We start from the raw sequence: 17372 nt of genomic DNA on the forward strand, positions 1-17372 counted from the left end.
CCCGGATGCGGCCGGGCGGAGTCCTCCGCCCGGCCGCATCTGCTGTCATCACCCCGGACAGGGCGTCTCTCCGAGACGCTCGCGCCCCGATCGCGCTCTGTCCTCTGAACCCGTGTCCTCGATAAGGTGCACCCATGAAGCTTGAGCTCCGCGGAATCACGAAGCGGTTCGGCAACCTCGTCGCCAACGACCACATCTCCCTGACCGTCCAGCCCGGTGAGATCCACGCGCTGCTCGGGGAGAACGGTGCCGGAAAATCCACCCTGATGAACGTCCTCTACGGCCTCTACCAGGCCGATGAGGGCGAGATCCTGCTGGACGACGTCGTCCAGAACTTCTCCGGCCCGGGCGACGCGATGTCGGCTGGCATCGGCATGGTGCACCAGCACTTCATGCTGATCCCGGTCTTCACGGTCGCCGAGAACGTGATGCTGGGTCACGAGCAGACCCACGGCCCCGGCATCCTCGACATCGAGGCTGCGCGCGAGCACGTGCGCACCGTGGCCGCGCGCTTCGGTTTCGAGATCGATCCGGATGCGATCGTGGAGGACCTGCCCGTCGGCGTCCAGCAGCGCGTCGAGATCATCAAAGCGCTCGCCCGCGATGCACGTGTCCTTGTCTTCGATGAGCCCACTGCCGTGCTCACGCCGCAGGAGACCGACGAGCTGATGGCGATCATGCGCCAGCTGCGTGAAGAGGGCACCGCGATCGTCTTCATCACCCACAAGCTGCGCGAGGTGCGCGAGGTGGCCGATCGGATCACCATCATCCGCCTCGGACGCGTGGTGGGGGAGGCATCGCCTACGGCCAGCAACACCGAGCTGGCGTCTCTCATGGTGGGGCGCGCGGTCGAGCTCACCGTGCACAAGAACGCACCGAACGTGCGACCCGGTGGACTGGTGGTCAGCGACCTGAGCGTGCAGCTTCCGTCAGGTCAGCTCGCCGTCGACCACATCAGCTTCGAGGTCCGCCCCGGGGAGGTCCTCGCCATCGCCGGAGTGCAGGGCAACGGACAGACCGAGCTGGTCGAAGCTCTCGTGGGCATGCAGAACCGGGTGACAGGTTCGGCTCGGCTGGGAGACATCGAGCTCGTGGGCAAGAACGTCCGTGCCGTGCTGGACGCGGGCGTCGGCTTTGTCCCGGAAGATCGCAACGAGGACGGACTGGTCGGCTCCTTCTCGGTCGCGGAGAACCTCATCCTGGATCGCTCCTCGGACCCGCAGTTCGCGTCCGCCGGCACCATCCGGCGCGGAGCGCTGGACGAGTTCGCTCGCGGCCGCATCGCAGAGTACGACATTCGCACGCAGGGACCGCAGACACCAGCGGCGGCGCTGTCCGGCGGCAACCAGCAGAAGGTCGTGATCGCGCGCGAACTGAGCCGTGAGCTCACACTCTTCATCGCATCGCAGCCCACGCGTGGCGTCGACGTCGGCTCGATCGAGTTCATCCACAAGCGCGTCGTTGAGACGCGTGATTCCGGCGTGCCCGTGATCGTCGTCTCGACTGAGCTCGACGAAGTCACCGCGCTCGCTGACAAGATCGCGGTCATGTATCGCGGACAGATCATGGGCATCGTCCCCGCGGACACCCCGCGCGACGTGCTCGGCCTCCTGATGGCGGGAGAGAAGGCAGCATGAACGAGAAGAACAGCGGATCAGACGACCCGCTCAAGGCGGCCGGCCCGACGGCTGCCGCCGAGGCGGTCGCAGCCGAGAAGACCATCACCACCGAGGTGGCGAGTACGGCCGGTGCTCTCGCCGCCCAGGGCGAGCCGAGCCGGAACATCCAGAACATCCCGGTGCCCAAGGGCAACGCCGTCATGCGGGAGATTCTGCGCGGCAGCGTCGTGACGACGCTGTTCGCGATCGTCGCGGCGTTCATCATCGGCGGCATCCTGATCGCCGCCACCGACCCCGACGTGCAGAAGGCCTCCGGCTACTTCTTCAGCCGACCGATGGACACGATCTCCGCCATCTGGCAGGCCGTCTCCAACGGATACTGGGCCCTGTTCCGTGGCTCGATCTTCGATCCTGAGGCCGCCAACTTCGTCCGGATGATCCGGCCGCTGACCAATACACTCGGCTTCGCGGTTCCGCTGATCCTCGCCGGTCTCGGTGTCGGTCTCGCCTTCCGCGTCGGCCTGTTCAACATCGGTGCGCAGGGCCAGATGCTCATCGCCGGAGTCTTCGCGGGCTTCCTGTCATTCCAGATGTCGATGCCGCTGTGGCTGCACATCCCCTTCACCATCCTGGTCGCCGCCCTCGGTGGCGCGGCGTGGGCCGGAATCGCCGGCTTCCTCAAGGCACGCACCGGTGCGCATGAGGTGATCCTCACGATCATGCTGAACTGGATCGCCCTCAACCTCGTCGGCTTCCTGGTACGTACGCCCGGCCTGCAGAAGCCCGGTTCTAACCAGTCGCAGTCGGTCGCGACTCCCGAGAGCGCACAGCTGCCGCAGCTGGCGGGCCCGCAGTTCCCCGGTCTGAACCTCGGCCTCATCGTCGTGATCATCCTGACCGTGGTCGTCTGGTGGCTGATGGAGCGCTCGAGCCTCGGGTTCCGCATGCGTGCCGTGGGTGAGAACCCGCACGCGGCGCGTGCAGCCGGCATCAGCGTTGACCGCATGTACATCTACGCGATGATGTTCGCCGGTGCGCTCGCGGGAATCGCGGGTGCGTACCAGGTGACGGCGGTCACGACCTCCGGCTTTGACAATCGCCTCGACGCGGGCGTCGGATTCGACGCGATCACCGTGGCGCTGCTCGGACGCAGCCGCGCCGGCGGCGTATTCGCCGCGGGTCTGCTGTTCGGTGCCCTCAAGGCCGGATCCTTCGCGATGAGCGGTCAGGGCATCCCGTCCGAGATCGTCGTGGTCGTCCAGTCGATCATCGTGCTCTTCATCGCGGCCCCGCCGCTGGTGCGCACGATCTTCTTCCTCCCCAAGAGTGACGCGGAGATCGTCGCGAAGCTCAAGGCCAAGGCAGCCAAGAAGGCGGCCAAGACGAAGGCGGTGGCGGCATGACCGTGGCTGACATCCAGACGCCCGCGCCCGCGGCGACGGCGGACATCAAGACGCCGCTGAAGCTGAAGGTGCCGGTCTCGCTGACCGCTGCGTTCGCGCTGCTTGCTCTGCTGCTTCTGCTCGCGCCGCGGCACGGCGACGCGATCTTCAACCTCGACCCGAACTCGTCCCAGAAGATTCCCATCGTCCTTGGCGATCTCCCGATTCCCGCCGACGCCACGATCGTCGTCTGCATGGTGGTGCTCGCGCTGCTCGCGGCATGGTCCTGGGTGGCAACAGTGCTCCGACGCAAGGCGGGCGCGTGGGTGCCTGTCGTGTTCGGCGTCCTCGGCGTCTTCGTCTTCGTGACGTGGGCCGCCGCCGGCGCCAGCGGCAAGGTTCCCGTCGTGGGCCTGCTCTCGGGTGCGCTGTCCCTCGCGGTTCCGCTCGTGTTCGGTGCCCTCGGCGGCATCATCGGTGAGCGCGTGGGTGTCGTCAACGTGGCGATCGAGGCCCAGTTCCTCCTGGGCGCGTTCATGGCCGCGATCACCTCGTCCATCACCCACAACCCGTACGTCGGGCTGATCGGCGCGATGATCGGTGGCATGCTGGTCGCCTTCGTGCTGGCCGCATTCGCGATCAAGTACCTGGTGGAGCAGGTGATCATCGGTGTCGTGCTCAATGGTCTGGTGCTGGGACTCACGAGCTTCCTGTACCAGATCGTGCTCGTGCCGAACGCTCCCACCCTGAACACCCCGGCGCAGTTCGGCACCCTGCCGATCCCGGGGCTGAGCCTCATCCCGGTCATCGGTCCGGTGCTGTTCAACCAGCCCTTCATCGTGTACCTGATGTACATCGTGGTGCCGCTCGTGGCCTTCAGCCTCTACCGCACCCGCTGGGGTCTGCGCGTTCGCGCCGTGGGTGAGTACCCGCGCGCGGCCGACACCGTGGGCATCAACGTCAACCGCGTCCGCTTCACCAACGTGGTGCTCGCCGGTGCGATCGCCGGTGTGGGTGGCGCGTACTTCACGCTCGCCTCGGTGCCTCTGTTCACGCAGAACATGACCAACGGTCTCGGCTTCATCGCCCTCGCCGCGGTCATCTTCGGTCGGTGGGACCCGATGCGCGCCACGTTCGCCGCGCTGCTGTTCGGCTTCGCGCAGAACCTGCAGAACACCTTCAGTGCGCTGCAGTCGCCGGTGCCGAAGGAGTTCCTGCTGATGCTGCCGTACGTCGTGACGCTGATCGCGGTGGCCGGCTTCGTCGGCCGCATCAAGGGCCCGGCGGCATCGGGCAAGCCCTACATCAAGGGCTGACACATTTCCTAGCGCGCACGTGGGCCCAATTCGACCCGGATTGGGCCCATTTGCGCACAACGAACATCGTCGACGCGGCCACGAGTCGCAGGAGAGGAAGACATGGACATCGCCTGGGACGAGCTGCGAACAGCGGCCGTTGACGCCATGCAGAAGGCATATGTGCCGTACTCGCGATTCAAGGTCGGCGCTGCCGCCCTTGTCACGGACGGCCGCATCGTATCGGGCTGCAACGTGGAGAACGCCTCCTACGGCGTGACCCTCTGCGCCGAGTGCGGCCTGGTATCGGCACTGCACATGTCCGGTGGCGGCCAGCTGGTGGCTTTCGTGTGCGTGGACGGTGAGGGACGCACGCTGATGCCGTGTGGCCGCTGCCGTCAGCTGCTGTTCGAGCACGCCGTTCCCGGCATGCTGCTGGAGACCGTGTCGGGCATCCGCACGATCGATGAGGTCCTGCCGGACGCGTTCGGACCCCGCAACCTCGAGGAGGCCGCACGATGAGCCTGGAGCCGTTCGCCGCCGTCGACGTCATCGCAGCCAAGCGCGATCGCCACGCCGTCCCCGAAGACGCCCTGCGCTGGATGATCGACGCCTACACGCGAGGCTACGTGTCCGATGCTCAGATGTCCGCGTTCGCGATGGCCATCTTCCTCAACGGCATGAGCCGCGATGAGATCCGAATCATGACGGAGGCGATGATCGCCTCGGGTGAGCGGATGAGCTTCGACGGACTCGGCAAGACGACGGTCGACAAGCACTCCACGGGCGGCGTGGGCGACAAGATCACCCTGCCGCTGGCTCCGCTCGTGGCCGCCTTCGGCGTCGCCGTGCCGCAGCTGTCGGGTCGTGGTCTCGGCCACACCGGCGGCACCCTCGACAAGCTCGAGTCGATCCCGGGCTGGCGAGCCGCCCTCTCGAACGAGGAGATCTTCGCTCAGCTGCGTGGCGACGCTGGCGCGGTCATCTGCGCTGCCGGCACGGGGCTGGCCCCTGCCGACAAGAAGCTGTACGCGCTGCGTGACGTGACCGGCACCGTGCAGGCCATCCCGCTGATCGCCTCGTCGATCATGTCGAAGAAGATCGCCGAGGGAACCAGTGCTCTGGTGCTGGACGTGAAGTTCGGCTCTGGCGCCTTCATGCAGGACATCGACCGCGCGCGGGAGCTGGCGGAGACGATGGTGGCGCTGGGAACCGACTCCGGGGTCTCGACCACCGCGCTGCTCACCGATATGAACGTGCCGCTCGGACTCGCGATCGGAAACGCCAACGAGGTGCGCGAGTCGGTGGAGGTGCTCGCCGGCGGCGGCCCCGCCGACGTCGTGGAGCTCACCCTCGCTCTCGCTCGCGAGATGCTGGCGCTGGCCGGCCAGTCCGACGCCGATGTCGAGGCGGCACTCGCCGACGGACGCGCGATGGATCACTGGCGCACCATGATCATCGCGCAGGGCGGCAACCCGGATGCGGCGCTGCCGGTGGCGCGGGAGACGCACACCGTCACCGCTCCGCGAGACGGATTCATCACCCGCATGGAGGCGCTGCCGTTCGGCGTGGGCGCCTGGCGGCTCGGTGCGGGCCGCGCCCGCGCGGAGGACGCCGTGGTGCACGCGGCAGGGATCGATCTGCACGTGAAGCCGGGCGATGCTGTTCGCGCGGGGGATCCGATCTTCACGCTCTCCGCCGAAGACGAGGCACGTTTCGCGGGTGCCCTCGCGTCGGTGGACGGCGCATGGGAGGTCGGCGACACCGCTCCCGAGCGCTCTCCGATCGTGCGCGAGCGCATCACGGCTTGATCCGATGCCTCACGCACCCGCGAAATCGGGTGCGTGAGGCGCGGCACGCAACTTCTGGCCCGACATGATTCGCGCGTCGGGACGCTGGAGCGCGTCGGCGCGCTGGGTGCGTCCGCGGCGCGCCCGTGACAACCAGCCCGCTCGTATCCCGCGGCGGCACCGCGTAGTCTGCGAGTGCCTCTCTTTCGCCCCGTCCCTTCGGAGGAAACATGTCCATCGACGCCCACGGCGACGTCCGCATCGACGGTGTCTCGCTGCGCAGCCTGCCCAAGGTCTCGCTCCACGATCACCTGGACGGCGCGATCCGCCCCGAGACGGTGGTGGAGCTGGCGGCGGCGGCCGGCATCGAGCTGCCCGCCGCCGATGCCGACGGTCTGGTGGCGTGGATGCTGCAGCGCACGCAGTCCGGGTCCCTGGAGGAGTACCTGACGGCGTTCGAGCCGGTGCTGGCCGTGCTGCAGACCCGTGAGGCGCTGACCCGTGTCGCACGCGAGTACGTCGAAGACCTGGTCGCGGACGGCGTGGTGTACGGCGAGGTGCGGTGGGCACCCGAGCTGCACATCGCCGGCGGACTGACGATGGCGGAAGCCGTGGATGCGGTTCAGGACGGGCTGGAGCAGGGCGAAGACGACGCGGACGACAATGACGCGGAGATCCGTGTCACCCAGATCCTGTCGGCGATCCGCGGCGGCGCGTACGTGCGCGAGGTTGCGGAGCTTGCCGTCGCGTCGCGTGACGCCGGTGTCGTCGCGTTCGACATCGCGGGCGCCGAGGACGGCAACCCCGCATCGGAGTACGCCGACGTGTTCGCCTACCTGGCGGGGGAGTTCCTCCCGGTGACGGTGCATGCGGGCGAGGGCGCGGGAGTGGACTCGATCCGCTCCGCGCTGATCGACGGCCGTGCCCTGCGCCTCGGCCACGGCACCCGGATCGCCGAGGACCTCAGCATCGTGGACCGCGCCGACGACGAGGTGCGCGTGCAGTTCGGCACCGTGGCGCGCTGGGTGCGCGATCGCGAGATCCCGCTGGAGCTGTCGCCGTCGTCCAATCTGCAGACCGGTGCCATCGAGGCCTGGGGCGACCAGATCGCCGACCACCCGTTCGACCTGCTGTTCCAGCTCGGCTTCGCCGTCACTGTGAACGCTGACAACCGCACCATGAGCCGCACTTCCCTCACACGCGAGCTGGCGCTGCTCGCCGAGGCGTTCGGCTACGGCCTGGAGGACATCGAGTCGTTCCAGCTCAACGCCGCGGCCGCCGCATTCTTGTCGGTGGAAGAGCGCGAGGAGCTCATCGAGCTGATCGGCGAGGGCTTCGCCCGCTGAGAACCGGTGATGGGTGACCGCACCGCTGTGCGGTCACCCATGCATCTTCAGAACGCGCTGGCGTCCTGGCTCGCCAACCACGCCAGGATCTTCCGGTTCGCCTCTTCGGGGCGCTCCTGGTGAACCCAGTGGCCGGTGTCGAGGCTGGTCTCCGTGACGCGGGGGACAAGGGAGGCGAGACCCTCGGCTCGCATGACGGTGTCGCGGTCGCCATAGATCATCAGCGCGGGCTGGTGGATGATCGGGTCGGCTTCTGCGAGCTGATCCCAGTCGCGATTCAGGTTGCGATACCAGTTGATCCCGCCGGTGAACCCGGAGGTCGCGAACGCGGCGATGTAGACGCCCAGGTCGCTCTCCGTCAGCAGCGGCTCACCGAGCGGAGCGTCGGTCTGGGCGATCCTGATCAGCTCCATCCCCGGCTCCGGCGGCAGGAGAGGCGCATTCCGGCGATACAGATTGGTGAGGAATCGAGCCGGGTCCGCATCGAACACGGCGGCGGCGACACCGGGCTGCTTGTTGAAGTGGACGAAGTAGTACTCGCTGCCGAGCACCGCCTCCATGAAGTCCAGCCACGGCATCTCGCCGCGCGCGAGGTAGGGCATGCTGAGCGCGATCACGCGGTTGACCCGCTGCGGGTGCAGCACCGTGAGGCTCCACACCACGAAGGCGCCCCAGTCGTGACCGATGAAGGTGGCGTCGTCGTAGCCGTAGTGATCCAGGAGAGCCACGAGATCCCCGGTGAGGTGCTCGATGTCGTAGGCGACGACCTCCTCGGGACGTGAGGAGTTGCCGTAGCCGCGCTGGTTGGGGGCGATCACGTGATAGCCGGCCGCGACGAGAGCCGGCACCTGGTTTCGCCACGTGTAGGCCAGATCGGGGAAGCCATGGCACAGCACGATGGGCCGCCCGGCATTGTGCTGACCCGCCTCGAACACCTCCAACTCGACGCCGTTGACGGCGATGATCGTGGGCTCGGGAAAGGACGTCAGTGATTCAGAGTTCATGATTCCACGCTAGGGAGCTAAATAGGCCACAGTGTGACCGGTTAAGAAGCGAGAATGAGGATATGCGATCCGATCGGTTGGTGGCCATCCTCCTCATGCTGCAGCGACGCGAGCAGGTCACCGCCGCGGAAGTCGCCGCGGAGCTGGAGATCTCCGAGCGCACCGCGCGGCGGGATCTCGATGCCCTCGGCATGGCAGGGATCCCGGTGTACTCGGTCCAGGGTCGCGGCGGGGGGTGGCGCCTGCTGGGCGGTGCCCGCATCGATCTGTCGGGCCTCACCGCGCAGGAAGCGCAGGCGCTGTTCGTGGTGGCGGGGCCGGCCGCGGCGACGACGCCCGAGGTCAAGGCGGCGCTTCGCAAGCTGGTCCGCGCTCTGCCGGAGGGTTTTCGTGATCACGCGGAGGCGGCCGCGTCATCGCTTGTCCTCGACTCCTGGCGACGCGGTGCGGGACACGTCGAGAACCGCCCACCGCGCTTCGTGGACCTCTTGCAGAACGCCGTGATCCAGCGCGTCCAGGTGAGGCTCGGCTATGTCAATGCGGCCGGCCACGAAAGCAAGCGCCTCGTGCATCCGCTGGGGATCGTGTCGACCGGCGCGTCCTGGTACCTGATCGCAGGGACCGACGTCGGACAGCGGACCTTCCGCATCGACAGGGTCACCGCGGCCACCGCGACCGCCGATCCCGTCGTTCGCCCCGCGGACTTCGACCTCACCGACAGCTGGCGCCAGGTCACCGAGGACGCCCAACGCTGGAAGGCGCCGGTGGAGGTGCGCGGGACGTGCGCGAAGGAGGGTATCGACTTTCTGCGCACCGCACTGGGGGACAACCTCAGCCTCGGCGCGGTCGATGCCGCTGGCCGGGTCGCTGTCACGATCCACGGACCCAGCGAGTACGGACTCGCCGGGCATCTGGCCGGACTCGTGGAGTGGCTCGACATCGCCAGCCCGCCAGGGGTTCGGGAGCACCTCGCGAAGATCGGCGCGGCGCTGGGGGAGCGCTATGGTTCGGACGAGGGCGTGCGGCGGGCGACGCCGGGATGCGTGGCGAGGTACGCGTCGAACGCCTCGGACGATGTCTTCGACGGGGTGTAGCCGAATTCTCGCTTCAGTGCGTCGTTGGCGAGCACAGGGCGGTACCGCAGGAAGCGCACCTGCTCCGGTCCCCACGGCACCAGTTTCAGTGCCCGGCCGATGCGCAGGCCGAGACCGAGGACCGGCGCGGGAATCGTGAGAAGCGGCTTCCCGAGTCGGCGGGCCAGCTCGGGCACGGTGAGCGCACCGTCGCCGGCCACGTTGTAGATCCCGGCGGGTCCGTCGGTCGCCGCTCGCGCCATCGCGCCGGCCACATCATCGACCCAGACGAACACGAAGGGGGAGTCGGCGCCGGCGATGCGGAGGATGCGCTTGCCGTCCCACATCGCGGTGATCTGGTTGCGCACCGTCGGTCCGAGGATCGTCCCGATGCGGAAGATCACCTGCTCCAGTTCCGGATGCTCGCCGCGCGCACCGGCGAGCATCTCCTCGACGAGGCGCTTGTGCCGCGAGTAGCTGAACTCGTCGTTGCCGCGGATCGCGTCCGTCTCGCGCAGCCAGGCGGGATTGTCGGCGTGATATCCGTAGGCGGCACCGGAGCTGGACACGACAAGGCGCCGCACGCCCGCCGCGATGCAGGCATTCAGCACGTTGCGGGAGCCCTCCACGTCCACCCGATACTCGATGGCGACATCGCCGCCGGGGTTCACGATCGCTGCGAGGTGCACCACCACGTCGATGTCATGCTCGCGCAGCAGGGGTTCGAGCGCCTGCGGATCGGTGACGTCGCAGATGGCTTCGATGACCCCGTCGCGCGCGGGTGTGCGGGCAGCGACATCGGCGGACACGACGACGTCGACATCCTCCCGCGCGCGCAGAGCGGACACGACATGTGAGCCGAGGAATCCGCTGCCGCCCGTCACGAGCACGCGCGTGCCGGTCATGATTCCGGCTCCGCGATGCTGCGTCCGGACGCGTCTCCCCGCGGCGAACCCGTGCGCACCCTCGTACGCCAGGCCCACAGCGACGACACGATGAGGCCGGCGATGATGTCCCAGATTCCCCACCATCCCGCCACGATCGCCATACCGCCGAGGCCGCCGAAGAACGTGAACACCAGCCCGAGACCGAGGCCCGCGTTGCGGATGCCCACCTCGAACGTCATCGCCTTGCGCTCGCGGGTGCCGAGCCCACCCAGCACGGCGGTGCCGTAGCCGAGTCCGAGCGCCACCGCATCATGCACGGTGACCACGATCACCAGCAGCCCGAGCACGGACACGAAGATCGCCCAGTTTCCGATCAGCGCCACGGCGATGAAAGCGACGAGTGCGATGAGACTGAACCAGTGCACGATGGGGTGTGCTCGCTTGGCGAAGCCGGGCAGCTTCGCGCGCAACAGCAGGCCGAGACCGAAGGGCACACCCACGATGAGCAGGATCTCCAGCAGCATCTGCCAGGGGTTCAGCGTGACGGCCTCGAGGATGCCGCGGGTGCGTGGGTTCAGCGAGCCCCAGAACGCGATCGAGAGCGGCATCGCGAAGATGTAGAGCACGTTGCCGACGGCGGTCATCGATACCGACAGCGCGACGTTGCCGCCGGATCGATGTGTGAGCACCTGCGAGATGTTGCCGGGAGGGCAGCAGGCCACGAGGATCATTCCGAGAGCCATGGAGTTCGTCACCGGAAGCACGAACGTGAGCCCGAACGTCACCACGGGCAGCAGGAGGAGCTGGGCGAGGATCGCGATGATGAACGGCTTGGGGTGCTTGAGGACCACCCGGAAATCGCTGGGTGCGGTGTCCAGCGCGATGCCGAGCATGATGAGGCCCAGCACGACGTTGAGGGCGAGCAGCGATCCGGGCGTCACCTGGATCGCATCGATGACGTCGGGATTCATGCCGCACCCGCCTTCCGCAGAATGCTCATCTCGCGACCGCCTTCCGACGGCGGATTGAGCGTCGCTTCTGAGTCCCGGGGGCATGGGCCACGACGAGCGAGTCTACCGCGTCGCGCACGGCGGCGCGGTAGGCGTCCTTGTTCACGTAGTACGACATGCGCTCCAGGCCCAGGTACTTGTAGCCGCCCGTGGTGTCGGGCCAGCGTTCTTCGTTCACGCGGTGCCGGAAGTCGGCGGCGCGTGCGGGATGCACGTGCGTCGCGCGCAGGTACGCGGCGATCAGCTCGGCCTGCTCGTAGCGGCCCTGCCAGCCGATGCCGGACGCCTCGATCATGCCCATGACGTAGAGGCCCGAGAAGTCGGACGGGAAGATGTTGAGGAACAGATCGGGCGAGGCGCCGCGCCAGTGCAGCGCCTCGCGATCGACGAACGGGTAGTCCAACGTGTAGCCGGTGGCGAGGAGGACCAGGTCGTAGTCATCCGACGAGCCATCGCGGAACCGGACCGTGTGGCCGTCGAATCGATCGATATCGGGACGGATGCGCAGATCGCCCTGGCCGAGATGGTTCAGGATCAGCGTGTTGACGATCGGGTGCGATTCGTAGATCTTGTAGTCCGGTTTCGGGAATCCGAAGCGCACCGGGTCGCCGGTGAAGGCCTGCAGCACGCGCTTGTCGATGAACTGCTTGATCGGCGCGGGCAGCGGTCGCCCCTGATTCAGGGTGTCTGACGGGCGCCCGAACAGATAGCGGGGGACGAAGTAGTAGCCGCGACGCACGCTCATGTCGACGGAGGCCGCGTGATGCACCGCGTCGACGGCGATATCGCACCCGGAGTTTCCGGCGCCGATGATCAGCACGCGTTTTCCGTCGAGCTGGCTGGCGCTCTTGTACTGGCTGGTGTGCATCAGTTCGCCGCTGAACTCACCGGTGAACGTCGGGATGTTGGGGTGCGCGAGGGTGCCGTTCGCGAGGATCACGCCGGCGTGGCGCCGCTCGGTGGTGCCGTCCGGCCCCTCCGAGACCACCAGCCAGCCGGACGCGTCCTTGCGGACCGACACCACCATGGTGTCGAAGTGGAACTGCGGCGTCAGCGCGAACGTGTCGGCGTAGTCCTGGAAGTACTGCCGCATCACGCGGTGTCCCGGGTAGTCGGCGGTGTCGGGGAGCGGGAACTCGCGGAACTGCGTGGTGGTGCGCGAGGAGATCAGGTGCGCGGACTCGTACATCGTCGATCGCGGGTTGTCGATGTCCCAGAGCCCTCCCACACCAGAGGAGGATTCGTAGCCCTCGAAGGGGAGGCCGGCGACCTGCAGGGCCCGGGCCGCGGCCAAGCCGCTGGGACCTGCGCCGATGATGGCATACGTGGATCGTTCCACGGGTACTCCGTACGTCTTCGTTGCGGATGTGACCGGGTGGTCTGTTTCGGGTGTGCCGCGCTCGCTCAGGAAACGAGGGCGACGATGCCTCGCACGAACACGACGATTGTGCCGAGCCAGGCGAAGCCGAGCATACCCTGTCGCGCGATTCGCGCAGGGACGAATCGCACCAGGAGGGATCCGACCCGGTTAGGCGAGCGTGTGGAGAAGTCCCTGGACGAGGACGGCGAACGAGGCGGCGATCACGGGGTCTCCGCCGGCCGCGCGAGCAGCGAGCTGCGCGATGTGTCCTTCGGGTGTAGAAGCGTGCTCGTGGTACAGCTCGATCGCCTGCGCGGAGGCATCGTGGGCATAGCTGTCGATGCGATGGAGGGCGAACCCCGCGACAAGTGCGGCGGTTTCGACGGCCTGAAAGATGCGGAACGCGTCGAGGGCGTCCTTCTCCTTCAGCCGATCCGGCTGCCGCTCAGCCTGACCGAGGCGTTCGCCGATCTTTATGGCCTTGGCCGTCAACAACGCCGCCGGGCCCGCGACTCGCAAGTCAAATCGGCGGAGATCCTGGGGATCGAGCGCCGCGATGGCCACTGTGGTGTTGTCGACGAGGGCGGCTTCGAGACCCGGAGCAATGCGTGCGGTTAGCTTCTCATGCGGGGGCAAGCGAGCACCGCGTGCGCTGGGTCGCATGGTGCCGGACTGGTGGGGGACCACCATGATGTCGACGGCGATGTCCGTGGCATCCACCCAATGACCGGGGTTGGGGCCGGGTGTGAAACCTGCAGCCCGCAGGAGACTGCCGACCTCCGGGGCATCATCCAGGAGAGCGGCATCGACGGCGAGATCCGCATCGGTGGTCAGCAGCGGGACGATGAAGTCCGCGTCTCCCGTATGGTGATAGACCGCCTGGGCACCGACCAGCACGAGGCTGTCCAGATGGGGCTCCAGCGCTGTGAGGGCGTCGAGAAGCACTCGCCGGGCGGCGACGTACTCCGGGGCCATCATCGTCAGCTCTCCCAACCGGGGAGCGAGTCCATGAGCTGGGTGGCCTCCGCATCTCCGCGTCCCGGCAACGTGAGGAGATCGGCGAGGACCAGGGGCATGGGCGCAATGTCGCTGTCGAGGATTCCGGCGTCCTGAGGGACGGCGACCATGACGTTGGCGGTCGCGCGATCTGCCGGTACGAGTGTGAGTTCCCTGGCGAGCGCGGCGGGATCCGCGCTGTACATCGATGCCAGACGCAGGGGCACGATGGAGGTCGACCGGTCTGGCAGGAGCTTGTGCGCAGCGGCCGAGCCAGTGAGCGTAACCGGACTGGTCGTCTCGCCGAGACGAGAAAGCGTGCGTTCGATGCCGCGCGGTGCCAGATAGGAGCCGACGAACGGATTGGTCTTGGCGAACGCGTAGTCCTGTGTCCATCGGACAATGAGCGCGCGCCGACGAACCGCGATGATCGCAGTTCGTGTGGGGCGGTCGATGATGCCCTCTGCGGTCAGCGTGGGAAGCAGTTTGGACACCGAGCCGGGCGACACTCGGGCAGCCATCGCGAGGTCGCGGACCCCGATCGGAATATCACTGACAGCGAGGGTGCGTATGATGCGGCTGGCGGCGATCCCATTCAGCCGGGTGATCGAGGCGGGAGCCGTAGGCTGAGGTGCCCGATCAGCTCCGCGACCGGTGAGAAGCACGAGCGGTGATTCGGACACGAGACGAAGCCACCCGGTGCCATCGGCGTAGCTGATGTTCTCAGCATCGAGCGCTTCGCGCAGAGAAGGGCCGAGATAGCTTGACACGTACACTAGCGGCAGGGTTCCACCTCGCCGCTCTCGCAGCTGCGCCATGACGGCACTCACCGAGCCGCCGGAGAGCTTCATCTCCATCGCGAACCTTGCTCTTTCGCCCGAGGGACTGGTGATGGTCAGTAGTACGTCTGCGCGCGCGTCCGCCAGTCCGGGGTCCGTCGTCAGACTCCATCCTGCGGGCAGGAGGCGCTCGACGGTGTGGGTCACCGTGGTCACGAGTGTTTCTCCAATTGGCGCGTTTCTCGACATGGGAAACAGGCTAATTTAGGAAACAAATTCGGTCAAGGTCGGCAACTTTCACGTGAGTTCTGACGCAGATGACGGCCGCAGGTGTGCCGCGCTCGCTCAGGAAACGAGGGCGACGATGCCCCGCACGAACACGACGATTGTGCCGAGCCAGGCGAAGCCGAGCATACCCTGTCGCGCGATTCGCGCAGGGACGAATCGCACCAGGAGAGATCCGACCACGATGCCGGCGGCGGTGGCGATCCCGCCCCACACGAGATCGATGGTCGGCACCGGTGGTATGCCACGAAACAGCACGGCTAGTGCGCTCAGCCCCACGAACACCGCCTGGACGCTGGCGGCGAAGGAGCGCTGCTCCCATCCAGTCGCCACAGCGTAGGCGCCGAGCACCGGTCCGGACATGCCGCTCGCGACATGCAGCGCTCCGGCGGAGGCTCCGGCTGTGATGGTGCCTGAGCGGCCGTGGTACAGCCGGGAGAAGCCCGGGATGCGGCTCGCGGTGAGAGCGAAGGCGGCAAGGGCGGCGATCAGGAGCAGCATCGCCGGTTCGGGCAGGAGTCGCACCGCCCAGGCCGCGAGCGGCGCGATGATCGCGGCGGGCAGCAGCAGCCAGAGCACCCGCCGCCACACGATCTGCCTCCACACCAGGGGGAGAGCGGCAAGCGAGGCGACGAGGGCGAGGAACACGCTCATCGCCGTGCCGGTGTATGCCCCGTAGATCAGGATGACCGGCCCGGTGAGCACGAGCACGAACCCGAGCCCGGTGATCCGCTGGATGATGGCGGCGACGATCGCGGCGCACGCGAGCAGGAGCGGGGTCAGCACGTCCGCCACTCTATGCGACCCCATCAACCGCGAGACTTCCGTCTGTGGGCGAGAATCACCGCAATGCGGCAATTGTCGCCCACAGACTGAAGTCTCGCGGTCAGTGGGTTGCGGGTCAGTGGGTTGCGGTGAGGCGGGTGGCGATCACGGCGGCGACGTCGTCGAACAGTGGGTGCTCGGGATCCAGACCCGTGATCTCGCGGGTGAGAGCGGGGGCATCGGCGGAGCCACGCAGCAGCTCCTGCAACTGCACCGCCTGCTCGTCGGCGGCATCGGAGAACTCCAGGGCCGCGCTCACCGCGCCGAGCAGCGCGGCGGTGGACAGCCCGCGCTCGGCAGCTTCGGCGGCAGGACCGATGAAGCGCTCGTGACGGCTGAGCTTGCGCAGCGGCTGACGCCCGACGCGCCACACCGTGTCGGGCAGCATGGGGTTGCGGAATCGGTTCAGGATCGTCGCCCGATACTCGGCGAGGCTCTCGGCGGAGAGCGCGTGCTTGGCCTCCAGCACCGCGGACGTCTCCTCAAGCGCGCGGGCGACCCCGTCCTCGACCGTCGTGATCGCCAGCGCATCGGCGATGCTCTCCGCGCCCGCGACGGCACCGAGGTAGGCGGTGGCGGCATGACCCGTGTTCACCGTGAACAGCTTGCGCTCGATGTAGGGCGCGAGATCGTCGACGAAGTGCGCACCCGGGATGTTCGGCAGATCGTCACCGAACGGACGTCGCTCGATGGCCCACTCGAAGAACGGCTCGACGGTCACATCGATGCCCTCGCCCGGAGCCTGGGCGGGCACGATCCGATCCACCGCGGTGTTCGCGAACACCGCGCGGTGCGACAGCTCCCGCCACTCCGCGCCCGCCCGCTCCACGATCGCCTCGCGCAGCGTGTCGGTGGCGCCGATCGCGTTCTCGCAGGCCATGACCTGCAGCGGTGCGGCGCTCTCATCGCGCTGGCGCAGGCCGTCGAGGATGTTGGCCGCCACGAACTTCAGCACCGTGGGGCCGACGGCGGTCGTGACGATCGCCGCTGCGGCGATCTCACGCGCAAGCTCCGATGGGTTGCTGGCGCTGTCGATGGCGCGGAATCCGGTGACCACGCGATCGACGCCGCCCGGACCCGCCTCGTGCACCGTGTACTCGTCGGCGGCGTTGATCGCGTCGACGAGGGCCGTGGCCACGTCGCTGAACACCAGTTCGTAGCCGCCATCGTGCAACAGCCACCCGACGAAACCGCGCCCGATGTTTCCGGCACCGAAATGGACGGCGATGGGCGCGCTCATGCCTCGTTCACCGTGGCGACCAGGTCGAACAGCTCCTCGGGCGTGGCCGCCGCCTTCAGTCGTGCCAGATCGTCCTCGTCGGAGAACAGGATGGCGATGCGACCGAGGATCTCCAGGTGCTCATCGCCCTTGCCCGCGATGCCCACGACGAAGCTGACGGGCTCTCCGCCCCAGTCCACGCCGTCGTCATAGCGCACCAGCGAGAGGCCGGACTCCAGGATGGTGTCCTTGGTCTCGTTGGTGCCGTGCGGGATGGCGAGCTCGTTGCCCATGTAGGTGGAGACTGTCGCCTCGCGCAGCTGCATCGCGGCGAAATAGCCATCGGTGACCGCGCCCGCCGCGACGAGGAGGTCGGCGGCCTCTTTCATCGCGGCCTCCTGCGTTGTGCCGTTTGCGTGGATGCGGACGGATTCGAGACGGAGGATCGACTGGGACATTGTGTTCCCTTCCACGGGGTGTTTCTACGGTGTGTTCTGGTGCG

General features: G+C 67.6%; 16 protein-coding genes. 7 read left to right on the top strand and 9 right to left on the bottom strand.

Features of this window, described 5'->3' with window-relative positions; all coding sequences use genetic code 11:
• Window positions 1-134 precede the first annotated feature (134 nt).
• The 6 genes from ACI3KU_RS03295 (at window position 135) to ACI3KU_RS03320 (ending at window position 7432) form a co-directional block, all read left to right on the top strand.
• Complete coding sequence (locus ACI3KU_RS03295; protein WP_404920861.1) at window positions 135-1637, top strand: ABC transporter ATP-binding protein; 1503 nt, start codon at window positions 135-137, stop codon at window positions 1635-1637.
• Window positions 1634-3022 (top strand): ABC transporter permease, encoded by a 1389-nt coding sequence (locus ACI3KU_RS03300; protein ID WP_404920862.1) that lies wholly within the window; start codon window positions 1634-1636, stop codon window positions 3020-3022. Before ACI3KU_RS03295 ends, ACI3KU_RS03300 begins: the two co-directional genes overlap by 4 nt.
• The gene (locus ACI3KU_RS03305) at window positions 3019-4317 is read left to right on the top strand and encodes an ABC transporter permease (protein WP_404920863.1); all 1299 of its coding nucleotides are present in this window, start codon (window positions 3019-3021) and stop codon (window positions 4315-4317) included. The genes ACI3KU_RS03300 and ACI3KU_RS03305 overlap by 4 nt, the downstream gene beginning before the upstream one ends.
• Before the next feature lie 102 nt (window positions 4318-4419).
• Complete coding sequence (locus ACI3KU_RS03310) at window positions 4420-4818, top strand: cytidine deaminase (protein WP_404920864.1); 399 nt, start codon at window positions 4420-4422, stop codon at window positions 4816-4818.
• The gene (locus ACI3KU_RS03315; RefSeq protein ID WP_404920865.1) at window positions 4815-6107 is read left to right on the top strand and encodes a thymidine phosphorylase; all 1293 of its coding nucleotides are present in this window, start codon (window positions 4815-4817) and stop codon (window positions 6105-6107) included. The genes ACI3KU_RS03310 and ACI3KU_RS03315 overlap by 4 nt, the downstream gene beginning before the upstream one ends.
• 209 nt (window positions 6108-6316) lie before the next feature.
• A complete protein-coding gene (locus ACI3KU_RS03320; RefSeq protein WP_404920866.1) occupies window positions 6317-7432 on the top strand; it encodes an adenosine deaminase in 1116 nt (371 codons plus the stop codon).
• A gap of 47 nt (window positions 7433-7479) precedes the next feature.
• Here ACI3KU_RS03320 and ACI3KU_RS03325 read toward each other — a convergent pair whose 3' ends face one another.
• The gene (locus tag ACI3KU_RS03325; RefSeq protein WP_404920867.1) at window positions 7480-8436 is read right to left on the bottom strand and encodes an alpha/beta fold hydrolase; all 957 of its coding nucleotides are present in this window, start codon (window positions 8434-8436) and stop codon (window positions 7480-7482) included.
• 62 nt (window positions 8437-8498) lie between these two features.
• Here ACI3KU_RS03325 and ACI3KU_RS03330 point away from each other — a divergent pair, with 62 nt between their 5' ends.
• A complete protein-coding gene (locus ACI3KU_RS03330) occupies window positions 8499-9530 on the top strand; it encodes a helix-turn-helix transcriptional regulator (RefSeq protein ID WP_404920868.1) in 1032 nt (343 codons plus the stop codon).
• On the opposite strand, the gene ACI3KU_RS03335 is transcribed toward ACI3KU_RS03330, so the two are convergent.
• The 8 genes from ACI3KU_RS03335 to ACI3KU_RS03370 all read right to left on the bottom strand — a co-directional run bounded on the left by ACI3KU_RS03335 (window position 9437) and on the right by ACI3KU_RS03370 (window position 17328).
• Window positions 9437-10414, bottom strand: a complete 978-nt coding sequence (locus ACI3KU_RS03335) for an SDR family oxidoreductase (RefSeq protein ID WP_404920869.1) — start codon at window positions 10412-10414, stop codon at window positions 9437-9439. The genes ACI3KU_RS03330 and ACI3KU_RS03335 overlap by 94 nt on opposite strands.
• On the bottom strand, window positions 10411-11367 hold the full coding sequence (locus tag ACI3KU_RS03340) for a bile acid:sodium symporter family protein (RefSeq protein WP_404920870.1): 957 nt from the start codon (window positions 11365-11367) through the stop codon (window positions 10411-10413). Before ACI3KU_RS03340 ends, ACI3KU_RS03335 begins: the two co-directional genes overlap by 4 nt.
• A gap of 25 nt (window positions 11368-11392) precedes the next feature.
• On the bottom strand, window positions 11393-12745 hold the full coding sequence (locus ACI3KU_RS03345) for a flavin-containing monooxygenase (protein WP_404920871.1): 1353 nt from the start codon (window positions 12743-12745) through the stop codon (window positions 11393-11395).
• Window positions 12746-12934: 189 nt separating this feature from the next.
• On the bottom strand, window positions 12935-13744 hold the full coding sequence (locus ACI3KU_RS03350; RefSeq protein WP_404920872.1) for a hypothetical protein: 810 nt from the start codon (window positions 13742-13744) through the stop codon (window positions 12935-12937).
• A gap of 2 nt (window positions 13745-13746) precedes the next feature.
• Window positions 13747-14757, bottom strand: coding sequence for a hypothetical protein (locus ACI3KU_RS03355; protein WP_404920873.1), 1011 nt, complete (start codon window positions 14755-14757; stop codon window positions 13747-13749).
• A gap of 129 nt (window positions 14758-14886) precedes the next feature.
• Complete coding sequence (locus ACI3KU_RS03360; RefSeq protein WP_404920874.1) at window positions 14887-15612, bottom strand: TSUP family transporter; 726 nt, start codon at window positions 15610-15612, stop codon at window positions 14887-14889.
• Between the two features lie 115 nt (window positions 15613-15727).
• Window positions 15728-16891 (bottom strand): mannitol-1-phosphate 5-dehydrogenase, encoded by a 1164-nt coding sequence (locus tag ACI3KU_RS03365; protein WP_404920875.1) that lies wholly within the window; start codon window positions 16889-16891, stop codon window positions 15728-15730.
• Complete coding sequence (locus ACI3KU_RS03370) at window positions 16888-17328, bottom strand: PTS sugar transporter subunit IIA (RefSeq protein ID WP_404920900.1); 441 nt, start codon at window positions 17326-17328, stop codon at window positions 16888-16890. The genes ACI3KU_RS03365 and ACI3KU_RS03370 overlap by 4 nt, the downstream gene beginning before the upstream one ends.
• Between the last annotated feature and the right edge of the window lie 44 nt (window positions 17329-17372).

It is taken from the genome of Microbacterium sp. ZW T5_56, from assembly GCF_044987425.1.
Taxonomy (GTDB): Bacteria; Actinomycetota; Actinomycetes; order Actinomycetales; family Microbacteriaceae; genus Microbacterium.